Annotated in this window: 22 protein-coding genes; 12 read left to right on the top strand and 10 right to left on the bottom strand. The window is 45.5% G+C overall.

Annotation, left to right across the window (positions count from 1 at the left end; all coding sequences use genetic code 11):
• The first annotated feature begins 132 nt into the window (after positions 1-132).
• The 3 genes from gshA to luxS all read left to right on the top strand — a co-directional run bounded on the left by gshA (position 133) and on the right by luxS (position 2,956).
• Positions 133-1,701, top strand: a complete 1,569-nt coding sequence (gene gshA / locus ACVA54_RS11020; RefSeq protein ID WP_446649605.1) for a glutamate--cysteine ligase — start codon at positions 133-135, stop codon at positions 1,699-1,701.
• 44 nt (positions 1,702-1,745) lie between these two features.
• The gene (locus tag ACVA54_RS11015) at positions 1,746-2,351 is read left to right on the top strand and encodes a transglycosylase SLT domain-containing protein (RefSeq protein ID WP_119463535.1); all 606 of its coding nucleotides are present in this window, start codon (positions 1,746-1,748) and stop codon (positions 2,349-2,351) included.
• Positions 2,352-2,437: 86 nt separating this feature from the next.
• Positions 2,438-2,956: an S-ribosylhomocysteine lyase gene (gene luxS, locus ACVA54_RS11010; RefSeq protein ID WP_099079825.1), complete on the top strand. Its 519-nt coding sequence runs from the start codon at positions 2,438-2,440 to the stop codon at positions 2,954-2,956.
• Between the two features lie 69 nt (positions 2,957-3,025).
• On the opposite strand, the gene ACVA54_RS11005 is transcribed toward luxS, so the two are convergent.
• Both ACVA54_RS11005 and ACVA54_RS11000 read right to left on the bottom strand, forming a co-directional pair.
• Positions 3,026-4,300: an HlyC/CorC family transporter gene (locus tag ACVA54_RS11005; protein WP_099079826.1), complete on the bottom strand. Its 1,275-nt coding sequence runs from the start codon at positions 4,298-4,300 to the stop codon at positions 3,026-3,028.
• A gap of 137 nt (positions 4,301-4,437) precedes the next feature.
• Positions 4,438-5,232, bottom strand: coding sequence for a cytochrome C assembly family protein (locus ACVA54_RS11000; RefSeq protein ID WP_099079901.1), 795 nt, complete (start codon positions 5,230-5,232; stop codon positions 4,438-4,440).
• A gap of 213 nt (positions 5,233-5,445) precedes the next feature.
• Here ACVA54_RS11000 and ffh point away from each other — a divergent pair, with 213 nt between their 5' ends.
• The 5 genes from ffh (at position 5,446) to rplS (ending at position 9,032) form a co-directional block, all read left to right on the top strand.
• Positions 5,446-6,831, top strand: coding sequence for a signal recognition particle protein (gene ffh / locus ACVA54_RS10995; protein WP_119463534.1), 1,386 nt, complete (start codon positions 5,446-5,448; stop codon positions 6,829-6,831).
• Between the two features lie 209 nt (positions 6,832-7,040).
• Complete coding sequence (gene rpsP / locus ACVA54_RS10990; RefSeq protein ID WP_004410028.1) at positions 7,041-7,289, top strand: 30S ribosomal protein S16; 249 nt, start codon at positions 7,041-7,043, stop codon at positions 7,287-7,289.
• A gap of 27 nt (positions 7,290-7,316) precedes the next feature.
• Positions 7,317-7,865 (top strand): ribosome maturation factor RimM, encoded by a 549-nt coding sequence (gene rimM / locus ACVA54_RS10985; RefSeq protein WP_099079828.1) that lies wholly within the window; start codon positions 7,317-7,319, stop codon positions 7,863-7,865.
• A 28-nt stretch (positions 7,866-7,893) separates the two neighbouring features.
• Positions 7,894-8,637, top strand: coding sequence for a tRNA (guanosine(37)-N1)-methyltransferase TrmD (gene trmD, locus ACVA54_RS10980; protein WP_099079829.1), 744 nt, complete (start codon positions 7,894-7,896; stop codon positions 8,635-8,637).
• A gap of 41 nt (positions 8,638-8,678) precedes the next feature.
• Positions 8,679-9,032, top strand: a complete 354-nt coding sequence (gene rplS, locus ACVA54_RS10975; RefSeq protein ID WP_099079830.1) for a 50S ribosomal protein L19 — start codon at positions 8,679-8,681, stop codon at positions 9,030-9,032.
• Positions 9,033-9,380: 348 nt separating this feature from the next.
• Here rplS and yacG read toward each other — a convergent pair whose 3' ends face one another.
• From yacG to nadC, 8 genes are all read right to left on the bottom strand, one after another.
• Positions 9,381-9,575 (bottom strand): DNA gyrase inhibitor YacG, encoded by a 195-nt coding sequence (yacG, locus tag ACVA54_RS10970; RefSeq protein WP_099079831.1) that lies wholly within the window; start codon positions 9,573-9,575, stop codon positions 9,381-9,383.
• Positions 9,576-9,637: 62 nt separating this feature from the next.
• A complete protein-coding gene (gene zapD, locus ACVA54_RS10965) occupies positions 9,638-10,378 on the bottom strand; it encodes a cell division protein ZapD (RefSeq protein WP_099079832.1) in 741 nt (246 codons plus the stop codon).
• A 27-nt stretch (positions 10,379-10,405) separates the two neighbouring features.
• Positions 10,406-11,020, bottom strand: a complete 615-nt coding sequence (gene coaE, locus ACVA54_RS10960) for a dephospho-CoA kinase (RefSeq protein WP_099079833.1) — start codon at positions 11,018-11,020, stop codon at positions 10,406-10,408.
• Entirely contained in the window at positions 11,021-11,890 is an 870-nt protein-coding gene (locus ACVA54_RS10955; RefSeq protein WP_446596082.1) for a prepilin peptidase, read from the bottom strand.
• A gap of 71 nt (positions 11,891-11,961) precedes the next feature.
• A complete protein-coding gene (locus ACVA54_RS10950) occupies positions 11,962-13,185 on the bottom strand; it encodes a type II secretion system F family protein (RefSeq protein WP_446649604.1) in 1,224 nt (407 codons plus the stop codon).
• Positions 13,186-13,218: 33 nt separating this feature from the next.
• Positions 13,219-14,904: a type IV-A pilus assembly ATPase PilB gene (gene pilB / locus ACVA54_RS10945; RefSeq protein ID WP_446608815.1), complete on the bottom strand. Its 1,686-nt coding sequence runs from the start codon at positions 14,902-14,904 to the stop codon at positions 13,219-13,221.
• 4 nt (positions 14,905-14,908) lie between these two features.
• Positions 14,909-15,334, bottom strand: a complete 426-nt coding sequence (locus ACVA54_RS10940) for a pilin (RefSeq protein ID WP_099079837.1) — start codon at positions 15,332-15,334, stop codon at positions 14,909-14,911.
• Positions 15,335-15,585: 251 nt separating this feature from the next.
• Positions 15,586-16,473 carry a carboxylating nicotinate-nucleotide diphosphorylase gene (nadC, locus tag ACVA54_RS10935; RefSeq protein ID WP_446596088.1) on the bottom strand — a complete coding sequence of 296 codons (888 nt, stop codon included), beginning with the start codon at positions 16,471-16,473 and terminating at the stop codon, positions 15,586-15,588.
• A 92-nt stretch (positions 16,474-16,565) separates the two neighbouring features.
• Between nadC and ampD the strand changes: the two genes are divergently transcribed.
• From ampD to aceF, 4 genes are all read left to right on the top strand, one after another.
• Entirely contained in the window at positions 16,566-17,123 is a 558-nt protein-coding gene (gene ampD / locus ACVA54_RS10930; RefSeq protein ID WP_119463529.1) for a 1,6-anhydro-N-acetylmuramyl-L-alanine amidase AmpD, read from the top strand.
• A gap of 397 nt (positions 17,124-17,520) precedes the next feature.
• Positions 17,521-18,288: a pyruvate dehydrogenase complex transcriptional repressor PdhR gene (gene pdhR, locus ACVA54_RS10925; RefSeq protein WP_099079840.1), complete on the top strand. Its 768-nt coding sequence runs from the start codon at positions 17,521-17,523 to the stop codon at positions 18,286-18,288.
• A gap of 54 nt (positions 18,289-18,342) precedes the next feature.
• Positions 18,343-21,006, top strand: a complete 2,664-nt coding sequence (gene aceE / locus ACVA54_RS10920) for a pyruvate dehydrogenase (acetyl-transferring), homodimeric type (RefSeq protein ID WP_099079841.1) — start codon at positions 18,343-18,345, stop codon at positions 21,004-21,006.
• A 30-nt stretch (positions 21,007-21,036) separates the two neighbouring features.
• Positions 21,037-22,941, top strand: coding sequence for a pyruvate dehydrogenase complex dihydrolipoyllysine-residue acetyltransferase (gene aceF / locus ACVA54_RS10915; protein WP_099079842.1), 1,905 nt, complete (start codon positions 21,037-21,039; stop codon positions 22,939-22,941).
• Positions 22,942-23,004 lie beyond the last annotated feature (63 nt).

Here is a 23,004-nt window from a genome sequence, read left to right as displayed (position 1 = left end):
CCGCTATTCGTTTCTAACTAGATAAATGACTTTTTGATGGGTTATTTATCTAGATGGATTATATATCAATAATTTAGCTTTCACTTACTCGTCTTGGTAAGTGACCTGCTCCCAATATAAGCGAACCTCATTTTGACTGATTTTGCTGCGCGACTAAAACAAGTTGCATCAAACCCAGAAGTATTTACGCAGTTTGGACGTGGTGTTGAGCGAGAAACTTTGCGTTATCGTCAGGATGGACGCCTTGCAACCACTCCTCACCCAGAGGGCTTGGGCTCAGCATTCACAAACAAGTGGATCACCACAGACTTTTCTGAATCTCTGTTGGAGTTTATTACTCCAGTTTCCCATGAGGTTTCTGAATTGATGGGGCAGTTGAAAGACATTCACCACTTTACACAAACCAAAATGGGTGAAGAGAAAATGTGGCCACTTTCAATGCCATGTTACGTAGGCAGTGAAGATGACATTCAATTGGCTCAGTATGGTTCATCCAATGCAGCAAAAATGAAAACGCTTTACCGTGAAGGCCTGAAGCGCCGTTACGGCAGTTTAATGCAGATTATTTCTGGCGTGCATTTTAATTTTTCATTCCCGGAATCATTCTGGGATGCGCTGTATGGCGAACAAGATGAGCAGGCGCGTCAAAACACCAAATCCGCGGCTTACTTTGCTCTGATCCGTAACTACTATCGCTTTGGTTGGATGATCCCTTATTTCTTTGGTGCTTCTCCTGCCTTATGTGGCTCTTTTATCCAAGGTCGTGAAACCGATCTGCCATTTGAGAAAATTGGTGGCACGTTATTCTTGCCAAAAGCGACATCGCTACGCCTAAGTGATCTCGGTTACACCAACAGCGCGCAAAGTGTACTTAAGATTGGCTTTAACAGCATTGAACAGTATCTTGATGGTTTGAGTGATGCGATTCGTCATCCGTCAGAAGAGTTTGCTCAGATTGGTGTGAAGGTCGATGGCGAATATCGTCAGCTGAACTCGAATATTCTGCAGATTGAAAATGAACTTTATGCCCCAATTCGTCCTAAACGAGTGACGAAGAGCGGTGAGAAACCATCAGAAGCACTTAATCGTGCCGGTGTAGAGTACATTGAAGTTCGTTCGTTGGATGTAAACCCATTTAGTGCGGTAGGGGTAAGTGAAGAGCAAGTTCGCTTCCTCGACCTATTTCTCACTTGGGCGGCGCTTTCTGATTCTGAACCGATGGACAATTGCGAGCTTGCATGCTGGCGTGACAACTGGAACAAGGTGATTGTTTCTGGTCGTGAAAAAGGGCTGATGTTACAAATCGGCTGTCAAGGTGAGCGTTTATCTCTACAAGACTGGGCTCATCGTGTATTCGCTGAACTTCGTCAAATCGCGTTTGAAATGGACACGGTTGTGGGTGGCAATGCTTATCAAGCGGTATGTGATAAGTTAGAAGAATGGATTGATGATCCAGAGTTGACGATTTCAGGTCAGCTGCTTGAACTGACCAAAGAGTACGGTGGATTAGGCAAAGTGGGCTGTGCATTAGGCATGAAGTTCCGTGAAGAAAATCTTGCTCATCGTTACGAGCAGTACTCAGAAACTATTATGGAAACGGAAGTGACCACTTCAGTTGGGAAACAACAACAAGCAGAGCAAAGCGACACCTTGTCGTTTGATGACTTTTTAGAAGACTACTTTGCTTATCTAAAACAATAATACCAATGCTTATCTAAATAAGCATAAAGTAGTAAGGGCAGGGATTGAACATTAAGCCATTAGTGGTCTCGGTGTTCGGGAGTGTATTGTTAGCCGGTTGTGCGACTGCGCCCCCAAAGCAGCAAGATAACCTATGTGAAATTTTCCGAGAAAAATCTGGTTGGTATGAAGATGCCAAGGACATGGAAGAGGAATGGGGGACACCAATCAATGTCGCGATGGCTATTCTTAAGCAAGAAAGTAGTTTTCGTCATGATGCAAAGCCTCCGAAAAATTATATTCTAGGCTTTATTCCATGGGGACGAGTGAGCAGTGCTTACGGTTATGCTCAAGCCCAGGACCCTGCCTGGAAAGATTTTCAGAAAGCAACGGGACAAGGTGGGTCACGTACTAGCTTTGATGACTCAATGATGTTTGTTGGTTGGTACACTCATGAGACTCGTCGACAATTAGGCACCTCATTATGGGATCCATATAACCAATATCTTGCTTACCATGAGGGGCGTGGTGGTTATAAGCGAGGTACTTATAAGAGTAAGCCGAACTTGATTAAGGTCGCAAGACGCGTCGAGCAAACAGCTAAAACGTATGGCTGGCAGCTGAAGCAATGTCGTCAGGAACTGGAAGACAACAGCGGCTGGTTCTTTTAGTCCCCGAATGATTGTCTTTTTGGGGGAATAAATAGAAATCAATACCAATACCTTCGGTGTTGGTGGTTACAATCAGGAGAGATGTAATGCCTTTATTAGATAGCTTTACCGTTGATCACACTCGCATGCATGCGCCAGCGGTGCGCGTGGCAAAAACTATGCAGACCCCGAAAGGGGATACCATCACGGTATTCGACTTACGTTTTACTGCACCCAACAAAGATATTCTTTCTGAGCGAGGCATTCATACGCTTGAGCATCTATATGCGGGCTTTATGCGTAACCATCTCAATGGTGACAGTGTTGAAATCATCGATATCTCACCAATGGGTTGCCGCACTGGCTTCTACATGAGCTTGATTGGTACGCCTTCAGAGCAGCAAGTAGCAGACGCTTGGATTGCTTCTATGGAAGACGTATTGAAGGTGGAAAGCCAAAATAAGATCCCAGAGCTGAACGAATACCAATGTGGCACGGCAGCAATGCACTCACTAGGAGAAGCGCAGCAAATTGCGAAAAATATTCTCGATGCTGGTGTGTCTGTAAATAAGAATGATGAGTTGGCACTGCCAGAGTCCATGCTAAAAGAACTACGCATCGACTAACCATAAGCATTCTAATGAACAAGAGCCTGATGATATCAGGCTCTTTTTTTGTTCACAGGAATAGGAACATCAGCTGCTCTTTTTTAGCTTCGGGTACACTTTCACAAGTTTGATGCGATTCTCTTCAATGTTGACGATTTCCATCGGGTGCCCAGCAACTTGAACGCTGAGGTGACTTTCTGGGATGTCTTCTAAATGTTCAAGAATAAGGCCATTTAGCGTCCTTGGGCCATCGGTCGGTAATTTCCACTTCAAACCTTTATTGATATCTCGAATGTTGGTGCTGCCTTCAATTAGAAAACTGCCGTCACCTTGGGGGGTGATTTCATCCGATAAGCTAGGTGAAATAGAGGTCGTAAACTCGCCAATAATTTCTTCCAAGATATCTTCTAGCGTCACTAGACCGTTAATGTCGCCGTATTCATCGACAATTAAGCCAATACGTTGCTTGTTGCGTTGAAACTTCAACATTTGCACATTGAGCGGCGTGCCTTCTGGAATGTAGTACACCTCATCGGCTGCGCGTAGCAGGGTCTCTTTGTTGAATTCGTTCTTCTCTAGCATCAAGCGATATGCTTCACGCAAACGCAGCATGCCAACGACTTCATCGATTTGATCGCGGTAGAGCACAATTCGGCCATGGGGCGAGTGAGTGAGCTGGCGAACAATGGACTTCCAGTCGTCATTGATGTCGATACCGGTAATTTCGTTACGCGGCACCATGATGTCATTAACCGTGACGTGTTCAAGATCGAGGATGGAGACCAGCATGTCTTGGTGACGGCGAGGGATTAGCCCTCCTGCTTCATTCACTACCGTGCGCAGCTCTTCTGAGCTGAGGTGATCTTCTGTCGAGTGGTCCGCTTTGACGCCAAGCAGGCGAATAAAGCCATTGGTAATAAAGTTGACTAACAATACCAACGGAGATAGAAGCTTCATTAAAATCGTCAGGAGAATACTGCTCGCGTACGATACGCGCTCTGGATACAGTGAGGCGATGGTTTTTGGTGTCACCTCTGCGAAGACGAGAATCACCATGGTGAGTGCACCAGTGGCAATCGCGACACCCAAATCACCATACATGCGCATACCAAGAATGGTGGCAATGGCAGACGCAAGAATATTGACGAGGTTATTGCCGATCAGAATAAGACCAATCAAGCGATCAGGGCGATCGAGCAGCCTTTCGACTCGCTTCGCTCCCTTATGCCCATTATTGGCTAAGTGTTTTAAGCGGTAACGGTTCAAAGACATCATCCCTGTTTCTGAACCGGAGAAGTAACCTGATATGACGATCAGACACGCGAGTAGCGCAAATAATATACCCGTAGATATGTCGTCCAAAACGTTGCTGTTCCTTGTCGATGTTTGGTGTATTTATGGCCAAGCATGACCTTGAAATCAATCCACTAAGGGGTACTCTATTTTATTTATCTCGATAGATAAAGAATAAGGAACCATTGGTTCCTTATTTCATTGAATTAATTAAGAATGATCTCTTGAACAAATCGGCTGCCAAAGTAGGCCAGAGTCAAAAGAGTCGCACCTGCAACGGCAAACCAAGTGACTTTTTGGCCGCGCCAGCCTTTATGGTAGTGACCCCACAGTAGGACGGAGTAAATCACCCAAGCAATGAAAGAAAGAATGCCCTTATGCGCTTTTCCTTGTGCAAACATGTCATGCACAAAAGCAAAGCCAGTGATGAGCGTACCCGTTAACAATAAGTTACCAATTAAGATGATTTTGAACAGTTGACGTTCCACCATCATTAATGGTGGCAAATTGGGGTTAATCACTAATGCTTTCTTTGTTTTAAGCTTATGATCAAGCCAGGCGAGTTGCAGGGCGTACAAGGCGCCAATGGTCAATGTCGCATAAGAAAACAGTGCGAAAGAAATATGAATGAGTAGTTTAGGGTCGTTTTCTAAATGCTTGATGAAGGTGCTAGGCAAGAATGTGGCAGCAGATAAGTTGATCGCAGCAAAGCTGTACACGACGGGCAGTAAAAACCACAAACGATTCTTCAACATCGCCACACTCATGACTAAAGAGATAATAAAGCTAATAAGTGAGGCGACATTTAAAATGCTGAGGTTTTGCCCTGAGGCGTTGAAAATCAGATCGCTCAGTATCCAAGCATGGAAAACAAGTGCACAGGCTGCGCTGGCAAATACGGTTTTTGCTTTGATTCCTGACTGCTGAGAGAGTCCGGGTATGATAGTCGCAATCGCCAAAACATAAAGAATGGCTGCCGCGATGGCAATTAAGCTATCCATGAATTCTATAGGTTGTTGTGCAATTTGGTGAAAATTATACCTTGCATTGCGCTTTGGGGCTACGGTAGATACCTCAACAATCATGTGAGATGAGATGTTGAAATTCACAACGTTGTCCACGATATAGGAATAGAGAGGCAGTACGGGTATGACTGTGACGTTGGCTAAGGTATACTCACCCTAATTAATCGCCATTTTAGCGAAGAGACAAAAATGTTTGAGAATTTAACGGATCGATTATCCAAAACGCTGAAGAATATCAGTGGCAAAGGTCGTCTGACTGAAGACAACATTAAAGAAACCCTACGTGAAGTACGCATGGCGCTACTGGAAGCGGACGTTGCGCTTCCTGTAGTCCGTGAGTTTGTTAACCGTGTAAAAGAAAAAGCAGTCGGTGTAGAAGTTTCTAAATCACTGACCCCGGGTCAGGAGTTCATCAAGATCGTTCAAACTGAACTTGAATCGGTCATGGGTGAGTCTAACGAAGCTTTGAACCTAGCGGCACAACCGCCTGCTGTGCTTTTGATGGCGGGTCTACAAGGTGCGGGTAAAACCACGTCGGTAGGTAAACTGTCTAAGCTTTTAAAAGAGCGTGACAAGAAGAAAGTCTTGGTTGTTTCTGCCGACGTTTACCGCCCTGCGGCGATCAAACAGCTAGAAACGTTAGCATCAGACATTGGTGTCGACTTCTTCCCATCTTCAGCGGATCAAAAACCGATTGATATCGCGAACGCAGCGATTGACCACGCGAAGAAGAAATTCTACGACGTTCTGATTGTCGATACTGCAGGTCGTTTGGCGATTGATGAAGAGATGATGGGTGAGATCAAAGATCTCCACTCGGCTATCAACCCAGTTGAAACGTTATTCGTGGTTGATGCAATGACGGGGCAAGATGCGGCGAACACAGCGAAAGCTTTTGGTGATGCACTACCGCTAACAGGTGTTATCCTAACCAAGGTTGACGGTGATGCGCGTGGTGGTGCAGCGTTATCGGTTCGTCACATCACAGGTAAACCAATTAAATTCTTGGGTGTCGGTGAGAAAACTGACGCGCTAGAGCCATTCCATCCAGATCGTGTAGCATCACGTATTCTTGGTATGGGTGACGTACTGTCGCTGATTGAAGACCTACAACGCAACGTTGACCAAGAAAAAGCAGAAAAGCTAGCCAAGAAGTTCAAAGAGAAAAAAGGCTTCGACTTAGAAGACTTCCGTGAACAGTTAGGTCAAATGACCAACATGGGCGGCATGATGGGCATGCTAGATAAGCTTCCAGGCATGTCTCAATTGCCGTCAGATGTGAAAGATAAAGTTGATGATAAGATGTTCAAACAGATGGAAGCTATCATCAGCTCAATGACGATGAAAGAGCGTCAGCGTCCAGAAATCATTAAAGGTTCGCGTAAGAAGCGTATCGCTGCGGGGTCAGGTGTCCAGGTTCAAGACGTTAACCGTCTATTGAAGCAGTTCACCCAGATGCAGAAGATGATGAAGAAAATGCAAAAGGGCGGCATGAAAGGCATGATGCGCAACATGCAAGGCATGATGGGCGGCGGTATGGGTGGAGGCGGCGGCTTCAACCCATTTGGTCGTTAATCGATTGCCTACACTTTAGTTTCAGGGTGTTAGCTGCATCACAAACTTAAATTTTAATTTATGTTGGTGAAAAAGTAGCTAAACCCCTTGCATTGAACCGGGATAAGAGTAAAATTCCGGAGCTTTATTTTGGCACGAGACCCCAGGCTATTTAATTTATAAATGGTTTTTGGGGTTAATTTTATTTTTGAGAAAGCAAAGAGGACGACATGGTAACCATTCGTTTGGCACGTCACGGCGCTAAAAAGCGTCCATTTTATCAAATCGTAGTTGCGGATAGCCGTAACGCTGCAACTGGCCGTTTCATCGAGAAAGTTGGTTTCTTTAACCCAACTGCACAAGGTCAAGAAGAAGGTCTACGTCTAGACCTAGACCGCGTTAACCATTGGGTTGGTCAAGGCGCGTCTCTATCTGACCGCGTTGCTAAGCTAGTTAAAGACGCTCAAAAAGCGGCTTAATTCTTTTTAAGAAGTAGAAATTAGCTTATGTCGATGAAAGGTAAAGAAACGATGAGCGACAATAGAATTGTTGTAGGCAAGTTTGGTGCTACTTACGGCATTCGTGGTTGGCTCAAGGTTTTTTCCTACACAGACAATGCTGAAAGCATTTTTGATTACAGCCCTTGGTTTGTTAACCAAAAGGGTTCGTGGGTTGAGTACAAAGTAGAAAGCTGGAAGCGCCATGGTCAAGGCTATGTATGCAAGCTAGCAGGATTAGATGTTCGTGAAGACGCGCAACTGATGACGAACTTTGAAATTGCGATAGACCCTGCGGTACTGCCTGAATTGTCAGAAGATGAGTTCTACTGGCGTGAATTGTTTGGGATGCAAGTGGTAACCACGAAAGGTTACGATCTGGGTGTCGTTACTGACATTCTAGAAACTGGTTCAAACGATGTTCTAGTGGTTAAAGCAAATCTAAAAGATGCTTTTGGGCAGAAGGAACGATTAATTCCGTTCCTTGAAGAGCAAGTGATCATTAAAGTGGATCGCGAAGCTCAACGGATCGAAGTTGACTGGGATCCTGGATTCTAATCGCCAAAATTACAGAGCGAGAGAACACATGTGGGTTGGCATAATTAGCCTTTTTCCTGAAATGTTCCGTTCTGTTACTGATTTTGGGGTAACAGGTCAAGCGGTTAAAAAAGGTCTTTTGTCTATTGAGACTTGGAATCCTCGTGATTTCACTCATGACAAACATCGCACTGTCGATGACCGACCTTACGGTGGTGGTCCTGGTATGTTGATGATGGTACAGCCTTTGCGCGATGCCATTCATACCGCGAAAGCAGCCTCACCGGGTAAGACGAAAGTTATTTACCTTTCTCCTCAAGGTCGAAAACTCGACCAGAAAGGGGTTGAAGAACTGGCAACAAATGAGAATTTGCTTCTTATTTGTGGCCGTTACGAAGGGGTAGATGAGCGTATCATTCAATCTGAAGTTGACGAAGAATGGTCAATTGGGGATTTTGTGATGACGGGTGGTGAAATTCCAGCCATGACGTTAATTGATTCTGTCTCTCGGTTTATTCCGGGGGTGTTAGGGGATTTTGCGTCAGCAGAAGAAGATTCTTTTGCGAATGGTTTGTTAGATTGCCCTCACTATACGCGCCCTGAAATGTTGGATGACAAAGCAGTGCCTTCGGTACTGATGTCAGGCAACCATAAGGACATTCGTCGTTGGCGACTAAAACAGTCGCTTGGCCGTACCTGGATAAGAAGACCAGAGCTCCTGGAAAACCTAGCTCTGACTGACGAACAGGAACAATTACTTGCTGAGTTCATCACTGAACATAACGCAAAGTAACCTAATTTATTTAGTATCAGTTTATTCTAGGAATTTAGAAAATGAGTAACATCATCAAAGCTCTTGAAGAAGAGCAAATGAAGCAAGGCCTACCTAAATTTGCACCAGGTGACACTGTTGTTGTACAAGTTAAGGTAAAAGAAGGTGAACGTGAGCGTCTACAGGCTTTTGAAGGCGTTGTAATTGCAATCCGTAACCGTGGTCTTCACTCTGCTTTCACTGTACGTAAGATCTCTAACGGTGAAGGTGTTGAGCGTGTATTCCAAACTCACTCTCCAGTTGTTGATAGCATCGAAGTTAAACGCCGTGGTGCAGTACGTCGTGCCAAGCTGTACTACCTACGCGACCGTTCTGGTAAGTCTGCTCGTATCAAAGAGAAACTTGCTAAGAAATAATGCTATAACTAGCGTTCTCATAGTAAACGGAGTCCTTTTGGGCTCCGTTTTTTTATGTTTGCTTATAACTGGCTATTTCCCTTTCTACCGTTGTCATCGGTGCTCATTTACTGGCGTAAACTCCGCGCTTCTTTCTGGGTAGAATGAAAAATATCTGCGTTCTTAGCTAAATATATTGCTGATGTATGTGAAACATACAATTTACTTAACGATATGAAATAAAACCTAATTTTAAATGGGAATGCGCTCAAGCAGAGAGTGCTAGAAAAGCGAAAGAGAACGGTTTTCTGACGGGCAATAAAAAAGTTGACGCTTTCACGTCAACTTTCAAATTTTAGAACTGAGAACTTAGTATGGGTCTTCCGACCAACCATCACTGTCAGACATATCCGGCGCACCAGGGATAGTATTCTCTTCATCTGCCCATTCACCAAAGTCGATCATTTGGCACTTTTTGCTACAGAAAGGGCGGAAAGGACTCTGTTCGCCCCATTCAACATCGGTACCACATTGCGGGCATTGAACGATAGTAATTTTAGACATGGTTAAATAGTCCCACGGAGTTGAGGTTAAAAGAAGTATAAAAATAGTAGTGTGAGTTTGGTTTAGCTACAAACAGCGAGCTCAAACTCGACGTCTTGAGTGCATGCCTGTCCGCTTTCAAAGGCGATAAACTTAATGGCAAAACGGTTTTTATGCCCTGAAATCATAGGATATACACCGTATTCCATAGGAATGTGTAAGCGGAGAATATTCGCTTCTTCGGCATCACTTTGATAAAAGCCTGTACGTGCAATCTGATCCTTGAAGTGACCCGTTTCTCGAGTCAGTTTGAGCCAAAGGTTCAGGGCATCAGACAATGGCTTGAGGCTAGCTTGCCATTTGCCCGCGTCATGTTGCTTACGATCAATAGGCAAATGTAACCAGTAATGTAGTGCGGGTAAGTCAAAGCAACATGAGCCACCAGGAAGGTTAAAGCGTTGTCGAATAGAGCTTAAAAAACGGTCTTCCTTCAGTGATTGGCCAAAGCGCTCCGCCGCCATCAATTGGCTATGAATTACATCGATCTCTTTTAAGAGTTCGCTCAGCGCTTGTTGATCAACACCGTCGACATTGAACCAATTGCGATAAGCAAGGCGCTGTTTCTCAAGATCTTTCGCTAGCTCACTTTTTAGTTGGATCTGCTCGAAGATTTCAACCATATCGAACAGTGCTCGAAAGAAAAGCTGGTATTGGTGGTTGTCAGCAAAACCTGAGGCTAAGTGAGCCTGACGCAGCAACGATTCGACTCTCAAATAGATGCGAGTTTTTTCATTTAATGGATGTTCAAATTTGTGCGTGGTCATTAACATCAGCCTTGGTATGTATTAGGTCTATTTTCGCAGATTTTTCTTACACATGGCTAGGTACTTTTGGTGCAAATCTGTGATTTGAAGCAAAAGATCAGGGTCGTGAGGGTTATTTTTAACCACATCATCCGCCAAGGCGAGCCGCTGCTGCCTTGATGCTTGGGACGCCAAGATAGCCTTTGCTTGCTCTTCGCTAACGTTGTCGCGTTTCACTGTTCTGGAGATTTGTGTTTGAGGATCGACATCCACAACAAGAACACGATTACACAAGCTATCAAGTTTGTTTTCTATCAGCAAGGGGACAACCAAAAGGGCGTAATCGGAGGTGACTTGTTGTAAGTCTTCAATCATCTTTTCACGAATCATTGGATGCAATAATGCGTTAAGCCATGTTTTTTCTTCGGGGTAAGAGAAAATCTTTTCTCTTAATTTCGCTCTATCCAAGGTGTTATCTTCATGGACAATATCAGGACCAAAATGTGCAATGATGGCATTCAGTCCGGGCGTTCCCGGATCAACCACTTCACGGGCGACGATGTCAGCATCCACAATGTCAATTTGAAATTGCTGTTTGAATAGGTTTGCCACGGTGGTTTTGCCACTTGCAATACCACCAGTTAGGCCAATCACGAAAGCCATTTACACTCCTAGAATCGATGTGAAGTACCAGTTGAGAATTTGGTTGCCCCAAATAAGGCTCACCCAGCCCGCAATGGCTAAGTAAGGCCCAAACGGGAACGCTTTCTCGATGCCTTGTTTTTGTAAACGTAATTGAATAAGACCGAAAATAACACCAACGACGGATGATAGTAAAATAATCATCGGCAGCGATTGCCAACCGAGCCAAGCACCAAGTGCCGCGAGCAGTTTGAAGTCACCATAGCCCATGCCTTCTTTGCCTGTTAGGAGTTTAAACCCCCAGTAAACACTCCAAAGACACAGGTAACCAGCCATAGCGCCAATAATGGAATCTTGCAGGCTCACAGGGCTGATCTCCGTGAGTGCGAGAGCGATACCAGTCCACATTAATGGCAGAGTAAGTTGATCTGGCAACAACATAGTATCAAGGTCGATAAACGTGGCTGCAATCAACACAAAGGTAAAGAAAACTAGCGCAAGAGTGAAGTCGCTATAACCGAAATGAAAGGCGAGAAAACCCGAACAAATGGCGGTGAGCAGTTCGATGAACGGGTAGCGGACGCTGATCGATGACTGACAGTTGTGGCACTTGCCTTTTAGTCGCAGCCAACTGATGACAGGGATGTTATCTCGAATCCGAATAGGGGTGCCACATTGCTGACAAGAAGAGCGCGGTACGCTCAAGGTTAAGCGCTCTTTAGGAGGCTCAATATGGTATTCTGGGAAAGATTCAGCACAATCACGCCGCCATTCTAGCTCCATGATCTTCGGTAATCGATAAATAACAACGTTGAGGAAACTACCGATGATTAAACCAAAAATCGTGGCAAACACGACGAATAGCCAAGGGTAGTACTGGAATACTTCCATATCTGTCTCTTGAGCGTAAATCAAATTAGCAAGGCGCTGTTTTGATGGGATTAATTTGCTTGGATTACATTCTATCCCAATACGCTCATTAAATTAAAGATCGGTAGGTACATTGCGGTGACCAAGCCACCCACGACCACGCCGAGAAAGACGATGATCAATGGCTCTAAAATTTTACTTAAATTGTCGACGGTGTTGTCGACCTCGAACTCATAAATTGTCGCGATTTTATTGAGCATCTCGTCTAGACGTCCGGATTCTTCACCAATCATCACCATTTGCAATACAAGTTCAGGAAAGACGTTGCAGTTTCGCAAAGCAATGTATATGGGCATGCCCGCAGCAGTATCACGGTATACCTCTTCAATAGCGAGTTGGTAATGCATGTTACCGGATGTCTTTGAAGTGGTTTTTAAACTGGTGAGAATTGGAATCCCCGAACTAAAGCTGGTGGCAAGTGTCCGACTGAACTTGGCGATGGCGGCCTTAGAAAGCACAGGGCCAAGAATGGGAAAGCACAAGCTGGCTCTGGCCATTATTAGGCGGAAGCGGTCAGAGCGTTTGGCCATAATACGCGATGAAATCAGTAAGAGTAGGGCCGTTAATCCAATGAAGAGGCCCCAATTTTGTGTCCATGCAGATAAGCTTAATACCATTTGGGTAAAGGCAGGTAAGTCGGTACCAAAGCCGGAAAACATTTTTTCAAATTCCGGAATTACCTTGGTGAGCATAAGGTAGGATACGCCTAACGCGACGAGCACGACCATTGCAGGGTAAATAAGTGCTTTGATCACTTTTGCTCGTAACTGCTCGCTTTTTTCGCGATAAGTCGCGAGGCGCTCAAACACCTGAGCCAAATTACCGGACTGCTCCCCTGTCGCAATCAAGTCGGTATAGAGTGGGTCAAAATGCGCGCTGGCACTGCGTAGCGCTTTTGATAGCGGCGTCCCCGCTTCTACCGCACGAGTGACGTTCATTAAGATTGATTTCATTTCTGCTTTTCGATGGTTTTCTGATACCAACTTGAGCGCTTGGACGATGGGCACTCCAGTGACGAGCATGGTGGCAATTTGGCGCGTAAATACGGTAATGTCTTTGCCTTTAACACGGTGACTTAGCTTTGTTAGTAATGAGATGCTGCTTTTTTTGAGCTTCTTGATTTTGATGTGCTGCGCATCGAGACGCTCTCTGACTTCGAACTCTGTCATCGCAAGCACTTGTCCAGAGGCTTTTTTGCCAGAACTATTGATACCTTTCCAGCGGAAGTTTTTAAGTTGAGGTGCGGTGGTTTTCATAAAATCGATGACAGCCTAATAAAACAAAAAGAACTAAAAATAGAGCACGCGTTGAAGCTCACTAAAACTGGTGATGCCTTGTTTGAGCTTTTCGATGCCAGATGCTTTTAGGGTTTGCATACCATTTGCTATGGCGAGCTGTTCAAGCTCATGTACGGATGCGCCTTTGAGCAGAGCTTGAGACAGGGAGTCATCAAAACGCATCACTTCATAAATACCAGTTCGGCCTGAGTAACCATGGGTGCATTCGTTACAGCCGTCAGGATAGGCCTGAAAGAGATGATCAGTACTGACAATCCCAATGTGTTGCAGTTGAGCGTTGGGCTCTTGAGGCTGTTTACAGTGAGGGCACAGCTTTCTCGCTAGACGCTGAGCGATGATCAAGCTAAGCGAAGAGGCGAGATTAAAACGTTCTACCCCCATATTAGAGAGACGAATGACGGTTTCTGCGGCTGAGTTTGTATGCAGAGTGGAAAGCACTAGGTGGCCGGTTTGCGAGGCTTTAATCGCGATCTCTGCGGTATCCAGATCACGTATCTCACCGACCATCACAATATCGGGATCTTGACGCAAGAAAGAGCGCAGCGCCTCTGTAAAACCTAAACCAAACTTGGGTTGCACTTGAACTTGATTGATACCAGGTAAGTTAATCTCAACTGGATCTTCAGCGGTAGAGATGTTGATCTCCGGCTTATTCAGAATGCTCAATCCTGTGTACAGGGAAACGGTCTTGCCGCTCCCCGTTGGGCCTGTCATAAGGATCATGCCTTGTGGACGGCGCAGCGCGTCTAAGTAAAGCTGTTTTTGTTGGTCGTTATAACCTAGCTTGTCGATATCCAGTGAAGCAGAACTGCTGTCAAGCAAACGCAATACAATCTTCTCACCAAACAGAGTCGGTAGTGTGGATACGCGCATATCAATCGCAGTGTCTTGGTTCAGTTTGAGCTTTATTCGCCCATCTTGCGGCAAGCGCCTTTCGGCAATGTCGAGTTTTGATAAAATTTTGATGCGAGCAGAGAGGCGACGGCTTAAATGCGTGGGTGGTTGCTGAATTTCAATTAAAATACCATCGCAGCGCAAGCGCACTCGGTACATGTTTTCGTAAGGCTCAAAGTGGATATCGGAGCCGCCTTTGCGTACTGCATCGAGCAATATTTGGTTGATGTAACGACTGACCGGTGATTCGTCTTGGCTAAGGTCTTCAATGTTATCTATTTCATCGTCACCAATTTCAACTAAGCTCGCCAGTTCATCTTGGTTGATCTCTTTTAAGCCAGATTGCTCTTGTCCAATGGTGCGCCCATACAAGCGCCGGATGGCAGCCGTTAGCTCACGAAAGTCAGCCAGTACCAACTCAACTTGCAATCCGGTTGCGAAACGAAAATCGTCCTCGGCTTGTAAATTGGTTGGGTCTGCGACTGCGAGAATCAATGTGGAAGAGCTACGGTTGAGTGGTAAGGCATTGTATCGCGTGATCAGATCGCGCAGCCCCAGTTGTTGGCACAGGGAGACGTATTCATATTGATTGAGCGAGGTGCAAGACAAGCCGAAGATGGCACTTAAGTGCTCATTGAGTTCATGAGAATGAAATAACCCAGAACGGAGCAAAGCCTCCGGCATCGAAATGCCAGACGTTTTCACTTGCTCAATTAACGATGCTTCTTGGGCTAAGGTCAGTAACCCAGCTTGACGAAGCACCGTTGAGAGGTTGGTCAGCACTATTTTAGTCACAGATTTTAATGGTTTGTCCTGTAGTGTTATTACAAGACCAGCCTGAGGCACTTCGAGTATATGTGATGTTTGTATTATTGAGTGTTGCGTTAGTGCCAAAGTTAAATGCAACGCTTCCGGCCTCTGAGACGCTTCCATCTTGAGTTAATTCGATTTCACCAAGGGTGTTCATACCAGCAGAGGCTCCAAGATCTGCAAGGTTACCAGTCGCCGGAAATGAGCCATTTTCCTGAATGTACATATCAATATTAGTTAAAAGGGCACGTACTGTGCCCATTCCAGCAGCAGCTTCAGATTTTTTTACATAGTTTTTGTAAGCGGGGATTGCTACCGCTGACAAAACACCAATTACGGCCACCACAATCATCAGTTCAATTAACGTAAAGCCTTGCTGCTTCTTCTGTTTATTCGTTTTCATCATGTTCCCTTAACAATGATTCATACTAATTGAGTTGGAATAAGCGAAGAGTAGGGAGAGTTGAAAACGGAGGAAATGGACTGGGGACTGCCATTCGAGTGAGGTATAAATCTTTAATGTGACGTTGCACATTACATACAAGCTTTTGCGAGTGGGGTTGTTTTAAAAGGATAAAAATAAAGAGCCAAGCGGCTCTTTATTGGGCTTTGATGATATTAACTCTATGAGATTGCAAGAGTTAATTTTGTTGATTACTTGAAACGCATCGACAGGTCCATCGCCTTTAGGTGCTTAGTTAATGCCCCTACCGAGATGTAATCTACACCGGTTTCTGCGTATTCGGCGATGGTGTCTAGGGTGACGTTGCCAGAGTTTTCTAATGCAGCGCGACCAGCGTTCATTTCTACGGCTTCACGCATCATCTCGGTGTTGAAGTTGTCGAGCATGATGATGTCGGCACCCGCTTCGATCGCTTCTTTTAGCTCGTCCAAGCTTTCCGTTTCCACTTCAACCGGTTTACCAGGGTTGAGCTCTTTTGCCGTGGTGATCGCTTGAGTAATGCCACCACAGGCAATGATGTGATTCTCTTTAATCAGGTAGGCATCGAATACGCCGATGCGGTGGTTAAATCCGCCACCACAGGCCACGGCGTACTTTAATGCGCTGCGCAGACCTGGAATCGTTTTACGCGTATCTAATAGGCGACACTCTGTGTGAGCAATTTTTTCTGCGTACTGTGCTGTAATGGTCGCGCAACCCGAAAGGGTCTGGATAAAGTTCATTGCGTTGCGCTCACCCGTTAACAAGTCACGAGCAGGGCCGGTTAACGTACATAGTGTTTGGTTTGGCTCGACGTGATCGCCATCTTTTACATGCCACTCAATCGAGACTTTGCCGCCAAGCTGTTTGAAAACTTCATCCGCCCATGCTTGACCGCAGAACACGCCATGCTCACGAGTAATAATGGTGGCAGTGTTAATTGCGTCAACAGGAATGAGCGATGCGGTGATGTCTTTGTCCGCATCCAACGTGCCACCTAGGTCTTCTTTTAAGGTATCGGCAACGGCTCGAGTGATTTCAAGAGGGAGTTGTTGCTTAAGGTAGGCTAAGCGTTCTTGGCTGTTATGTGTGTTCTTCATCGCAAATCTTGTCTTGAAAGGGAGAGGGCAACGAATGATACTCTCCGGTGTTAATAATTTCAGCAGTTAATTTACAAACTAGTGAGGTTGATATGCATCTACAAATCGAGAATGGCTGGTTGACGAAAGCAAAACACGTTCCATCGCCATTTTTTGATGCTCGCACAGATAAAGAAGATATCTCTTTACTGGTGGTGCATAACATTAGTTTACCGCCGGGTCAGTTTGGTGGCCCATATATAGAAGATTTTTTCATGGGGTGTCTTGACCCTAATGCGCATCCTTTTTTTGAAGTGATTCACAAAATGGGCGTTTCGGCACATTGCTTGATTAAGCGTGATGGAGAGATTGTTCAGTTTGTCTCTTTTCTTGATAGAGCGTGGCATGCGGGCCAATCAAGCTTTGCTGGCAGGGAGCGTTGTAATGACTATTCGATTGGTATTGAGTTAGAAGGAACGGAGTTTATCGCCTATACAGAAGAACAATATCAATCACTTACTTGCTTGGCCCTCGCGGTGATGCAAACTTACCCTTTAATTACTCCAACAAGGATCACGGGACATCAGTTTATCGCGCCACTGAGAAAAAGTGATCCTGGTCTAAGCTTTGATTGGGTGAAGTTCAGGCATCAAGTCACTAGCAACTTGTAGCGAAAATGTAACTGATGGCCGCGATAATCGATAAGGCATACCGTTGGGTATGCCTTTTTTGGATGTAATAAAAACCATCGTTTGTAAAATAATAACGACACTTATTCTAATTTATGTCGGTTTTGAAGACAGGTTGTGCGGATGGTTTTGTCATTTTTTGTCTTTCTTGATCAAAATAATTAGCACAGATGCATTGTGACTGTTTTGTTTATGTAATTGGTCATACCAATTTTATTGCTGTTTTAATGGGCATTTGTTATCGCTGTGTTTAAAGTCGCCCTGTTCTATGATTTGGGTCAACTTTTGGCTGGACAGTGGCGTTTTAATTATGTTAATTTCTGCACCATCTTAAAATTGGTATGACCAATTACCAGGAAGAGTAGAAGAACAATAAATTATGGCTTATCAAAGGATTCGTCAGCCGAAACTTTCTGATGTTATTGAACAAGAGCTGGAAAGGTTGATAGTGGAAGGAACATTGTCTCCGGGGCAGCAGTTGCCAGCTGAGCGCGAACTGGCGAAACAGTTCGATGTGTCTCGTCCATCCATCCGTGAAGCTATTCAACGCTTAGAAGCAAAGCGTCTGCTGACTCGTCGTCAAGGCGGTGGCACATTCGTTAGCGAAAACATCTGGAAAAGTTTCTCTGATCCTTTGCTTAATTTGTTGTCCTCTCACTCAGAAACTCAGCTTGATTTGCTAGAGTCGCGCCATGCGATGGAAGGCATTTCAGCGTATTTCGCTGCATTGCGTGGTACCGAGGAAGATTTTGCACGAATTCAGGCTTGCCTGAAACAAATCAGTGAAGAGCAGAAGCGAGACAATGTTGAGGCTGAAGCGGCTGCAGTGATGCAGTTTCTTATCGCCTTGACTGAAGCGGCACACAACGTGGTGTTACTTCACATTGTGCGTAGTCTTGCTCCTTTGCTTGAGCAAAATGTTTTACAGAATCTAAAGCTCTTACATCGCCGCATTGAAGTGGTCGATAAAGTAAGTAAACACAGAGCTAATATCGTGGATGCGATTGTTTCTGGACAGCCAGAAAAGGCGCGTGAAATGTCCCATTCGCACTTAGCTTATATTGAAGAAATATTGTTGGATTTGACTCGAGAAGAGTCTCGACGAGAGCGTTCTCTGCGTCGAATTCAGCAAGGTAACGATTCTTAATAAAGAATCGCTTACTTAAATAATCAGATCCAACCAACAGAAGGATAGATCGCCATGTCTGACATGAAGCATGACGTAGACGTATTGGAAACTCAAGATTGGCTACAGGCCCTTGAATCCGTTGTTCGTGAAGAGGGTGTAGAGCGTGCACAGTTTTTACTAGAAACTGTTCTAGAAAAAGCACGCTTAGACGGCGTTGATATGCCAACGGGCATCAACACAAACTACATCAACACTATTCCAGCAGCACAAGAGCCAGCTTACCCTGGTGATGTGACGCTTGAGCGTCGTATTCGTTCGATTATTCGTTGGAACGCAATCATGATCGTATTGCGTGCTTCTAAGAAGGACCTAGACCTAGGTGGTCACATGGCTTCTTACCAGTCAGCCGCTGCGTTCTACGAAGTGTGTTTCAACCACTTCTTCCGCGCTCCAAACGAGACGGACGGTGGCGATTTGGTTTACTACCAAGGTCACATCTCTCCGGGTATTTACTCTCGTGCATTCGTTGAAGGCCGTCTAACAGAAGAGCAGCTAGACAATTTCCGTCAAGAAGTGGACGGTAAAGGTATCCCATCATACCCGCACCCTAAACTCATGCCTGAGTTCTGGCAGTTCCCGACCGTATCTATGGGTCTTGGCCCGATCTCTGCTATCTATCAAGCGCGTTTCCTTAAGTACCTAGAAGGTCGTGGCCTGAAAGATACTTCAGCTCAACGTGTGTACGCGTTCCTAGGCGACGGTGAGATGGATGAGCCAGAATCACGTGGTGCTATCTCTTTCGCTGCGCGTGAAAAGCTGGATAACCTATGTTTCCTAATCAACTGTAACCTACAGCGCCTAGACGGTCCTGTTATGGGTAACGGTAGCATCATTCAAGAACTAGAAGGCCTGTTTAAAGGTGCTGGTTGGAACGTTGTTAAGGTTATCTGGGGTAACAACTGGGATGCACTTCTAGCGAAAGATACGTCTGGTAAACTTCTTCAGCTTATGAATGAAACGATCGATGGTGACTACCAGACATTCAAATCTAAAGATGGCGCATACGTACGTGAGCACTTCTTTGGTAAGTATCCAGAAACTGCGGCACTTGTCGCCGATATGACGGATGACGAAATCTTTGCACTTAAGCGTGGTGGTCACGACTCATCTAAACTATTCGCTGCATTCAACAATGCGAAAGAGACAGGTGGCAAGCCAACCGTAATCCTAGCTAAGACGGTTAAAGGTTACGGCATGGGTGACGCAGCAGAAGGAAAGAACATTGCACACGGTGTGAAGAAAATGGACATGACTCATGTTCAGCACCTGCGTGATCGTCTGGGTCTACAAGACATTCTTTCAGATGAGAAGATTAAAGAACTTCCATACTTGAAACTGGAAGAAGGTACACCTGAGTACGAATACCTACATGCTCGTCGTAAAGCACTACATGGTTACACGCCAGCTCGCTTGCCTAAATTCACTCAAGAATTCAAAGTGCCTGAGCTAGATGCATTTGCACCACTACTCGGTGAGCAGAAGCGTGATATCTCAACGACAATGGCTTACGTACGTACGCTAAATATCCTACTGAAAGACAAGAACATCGGTAAGAACATTGTTCCTATCATCTGTGATGAAGCTCGTACATTCGGTATGGAAGGTCTATTCCGTCAGGTTGGTATCTACAACCCACACGGTCAAGAATACACACCTGAAGATAAAGGCATCGTTTCTTACTACAAAGAAGCGACATCTGGTCAGGTTCTTCAGGAAGGTATCAACGAACTCGGTTCAATGGCGTCTTGGGTTGCGGCTGCGACTTCTTACAGCACTAACGATCTTCCAATGATCCCGTTCTACATCTACTACTCAATGTTCGGTTTCCAACGTATTGGTGACATGGCATGGCTTGCAGGTGACCAACAAGCTCGTGGCTTCCTACTAGGTGCTACAGCAGGTCGTACAACACTGAACGGTGAAGGTCTACAGCACGAAGATGGTCACTCTCACATCCAAGCGAACACCATCCCTAACTGTATCTCTTACGATCCAACGTTTGCTTACGAGCTCGCGGTTATCATGCAAGACGGTATCCGTCGCATGTACGGCCCAGAGCAAGAGAACGTGTTCTACTACCTAACGGTAATGAACGAAAACTACGCAATGCCAGCCATGCCAGAAGGCGCTGAGGAAGGCATTCGTAAGGGTATCTACAAGCTTGAGTCTCACGCGGGTAGTAAGGGCAAAGTTCAGCTAATGAGCTCTGGTACTATCATGAATGAAGTGCGCAAAGCAGCGACGATCCTAAGTGAAGAGTACGGCGTAGCCTCTGATGTGTTCTCTGTGACGTCTTTCAATGAGCTAACTCGTGACGGCCAAGACGCTGAGCGTTACAACATGCTTCACCCTGAAGCGGAAGCGAAAGTACCTTACATCACAACGGTTCTTGGTAGTGAGCCTGCAATCGCAGCAACGGACTACATGAAGAACTATGCTGAGCAAGTGCGTGCATTTATGCCGACTGAGTCTTACAAAGTTCTTGGTACGGATGGTTTCGGTCGTTCTGACAGCCGTGAAAACCTACGTCGCCACTTCGAAGTTAACGCTGGCTATGTAGTCGTTGCTGCGCTAACTGAATTGGCTAAACGTGGTGATGTTGAGAAGTCTGTTGTGGCTGAAGCTATTGCTAAGTTCAACATCGACACTGAAAAAACTAACCCGCTATACGCATAAGACAACGCTTAATTAAAAGGTAGATAAGCAATGGCAATCGAAATTATTGTACCGGATATTGGTGCTGATGAGGTTGAAGTAACTGAGATTCTTGTAAGCGTTGGCGACAAGGTTGAAGAAGAGCAGTCACTGATCACGGTTGAAGGCGATAAAGCGTCTATGGAAGTACCTGCGTCTCAAGCGGGTATCGTAAAAGAGATCAAAGTAGCGGAAGGTGATTCTGTTTCTACAGGTTCTCTAATCATGATTTTTGAAGCGGAAGGTGCAGTAGAAGCACCAGCTGCTCCAGCAGTTGAAGCGGCGCCAGTAGCGGCTCCTACTGCGGCTGAGCTTAAAGAAGTTCACGTTCCAGATATCGGTGGCGACGAAGTAGAAGTGACTGAAATCATGGTTGCAGTTGGCGATGCAGTAGAAGAAGAGCAATCTCTAATCACTGTTGAAGGCGACAAAGCTTCTATGGAAGTACCAGCACCATTCGCTGGTATCGTTAAAGAAATCAAAATCGCTACTGGTGACTCAGTTTCTACTGGCTCTCTAGTAATGGTATTTGAAGTCACAGGTTCAGGCGCAGCAGCGACTCCTGCAGCAGTAGAAGCACCTGCGGCAGCTCCAGCGGCATCAGCAGCGGCATCAGCAGCGAAAGAAGTCAACGTTCCAGATATCGGCGGTGACGAAGTTGAAGTTACTGAAGTAATGGTAGCGGTTGGCGACACAGTAGAAGAAGAGCAATCTCTAATCACTGTTGAAGGCGACAAAGCGTCTATGGAAGTACCAGCGCCATTCGCTGGTACTGTTAAAGAAATCAAGATTGCCGCTGGCGATAAAGTAACAACTGGCTCTCTGATTATGGTATTCGAAGTTGCAGGCGCAGCTCCTGTAGCGGCATCTGAACCTGCAGCGGCTCCAGCTCAAGCGGCGGCAGCAGCTCCGGCCGCATCGGCGGACCGTCCAAAAGCTGAAGCTTCAGCGGCAGCAGCAACTGGCGACTTCCAAGAGAACAATGACTACGCACACGCATCTCCAGTGGTTCGTCGTCTAGCTCGTGAGTTTGGCGTTAACCTATCTAAGGTTAAGGGTTCTGGTCGTAAGAGCCGTATCCTAAAAGAAGACGTTCAAAACTACGTTAAAGATGCGCTTAAGCGTCTTGAGTCTGGTGCAGCAGCATCTGGCAAAGGCGGTGACGGCTCAGCGCTTGGTCTACTACCTTGGCCAAAAGTTGACTTCAGCAAGTTTGGCGAAACTGAAGTTCAGAAGCTTTCTAAAATCAAGAAGATCTCTGGTGCAAACCTGCACCGTAACTGGGTGATGATCCCTCACGTTACACAGTGGGATAACGCAGACATTACTGAGCTAGAAGCATTCCGCAAAGAGCAGAATGCAATCGAAGCGAAGAAAGACACGGGCATGAAGATCACGCCACTTGTGTTCATCATGAAAGCAGTCGCTAAAGCGCTAGAAGCGTTCCCAGCGTTTAACTCTTCACTATCTGAAGATGGCGAAAGCATCATTCTTAAGAAGTACGTAAACGTAGGTATTGCTGTTGATACGCCAAACGGTCTAGTTGTTCCTGTGTTTAAAGATGTGAACAAGAAAGGCATCTACGAGCTATCTGAAGAGCTGATGGTGGTTTCTAAGAAAGCACGTGCTGGTAAGCTAACAGCGGCAGACATGCAGGGTGGCTGTTTCACTATCTCAAGCCTAGGTGGCATCGGTGGTACAGCATTTACGCCAATCGTAAACGCACCAGAAGTGGGTATCCTTGGTGTATCTAAGTCTGAGATGAAGCCAGTATGGAACGGTAAAGAATTTGAACCACGCCTACAGCTTCCACTATCTCTATCATACGACCACCGTGTGATCGATGGTGCTGAAGGTGCGCGCTTCATTACTTACCTAAATGAGTGCCTATCAGACATCCGTCGTCTTGTTCTTTAATTAAGATGAGATGATTGAGAGGCGGCACATTGCCGCCTCTGTTAATTGAATTACCGAACAATT

The organism is Vibrio sp. PNB23_22_6, assembly GCF_052877535.1.
Note: the sequence above shows the minus strand (reverse complement) of the source record. Positions and strands in the feature narration are given on the sequence as shown.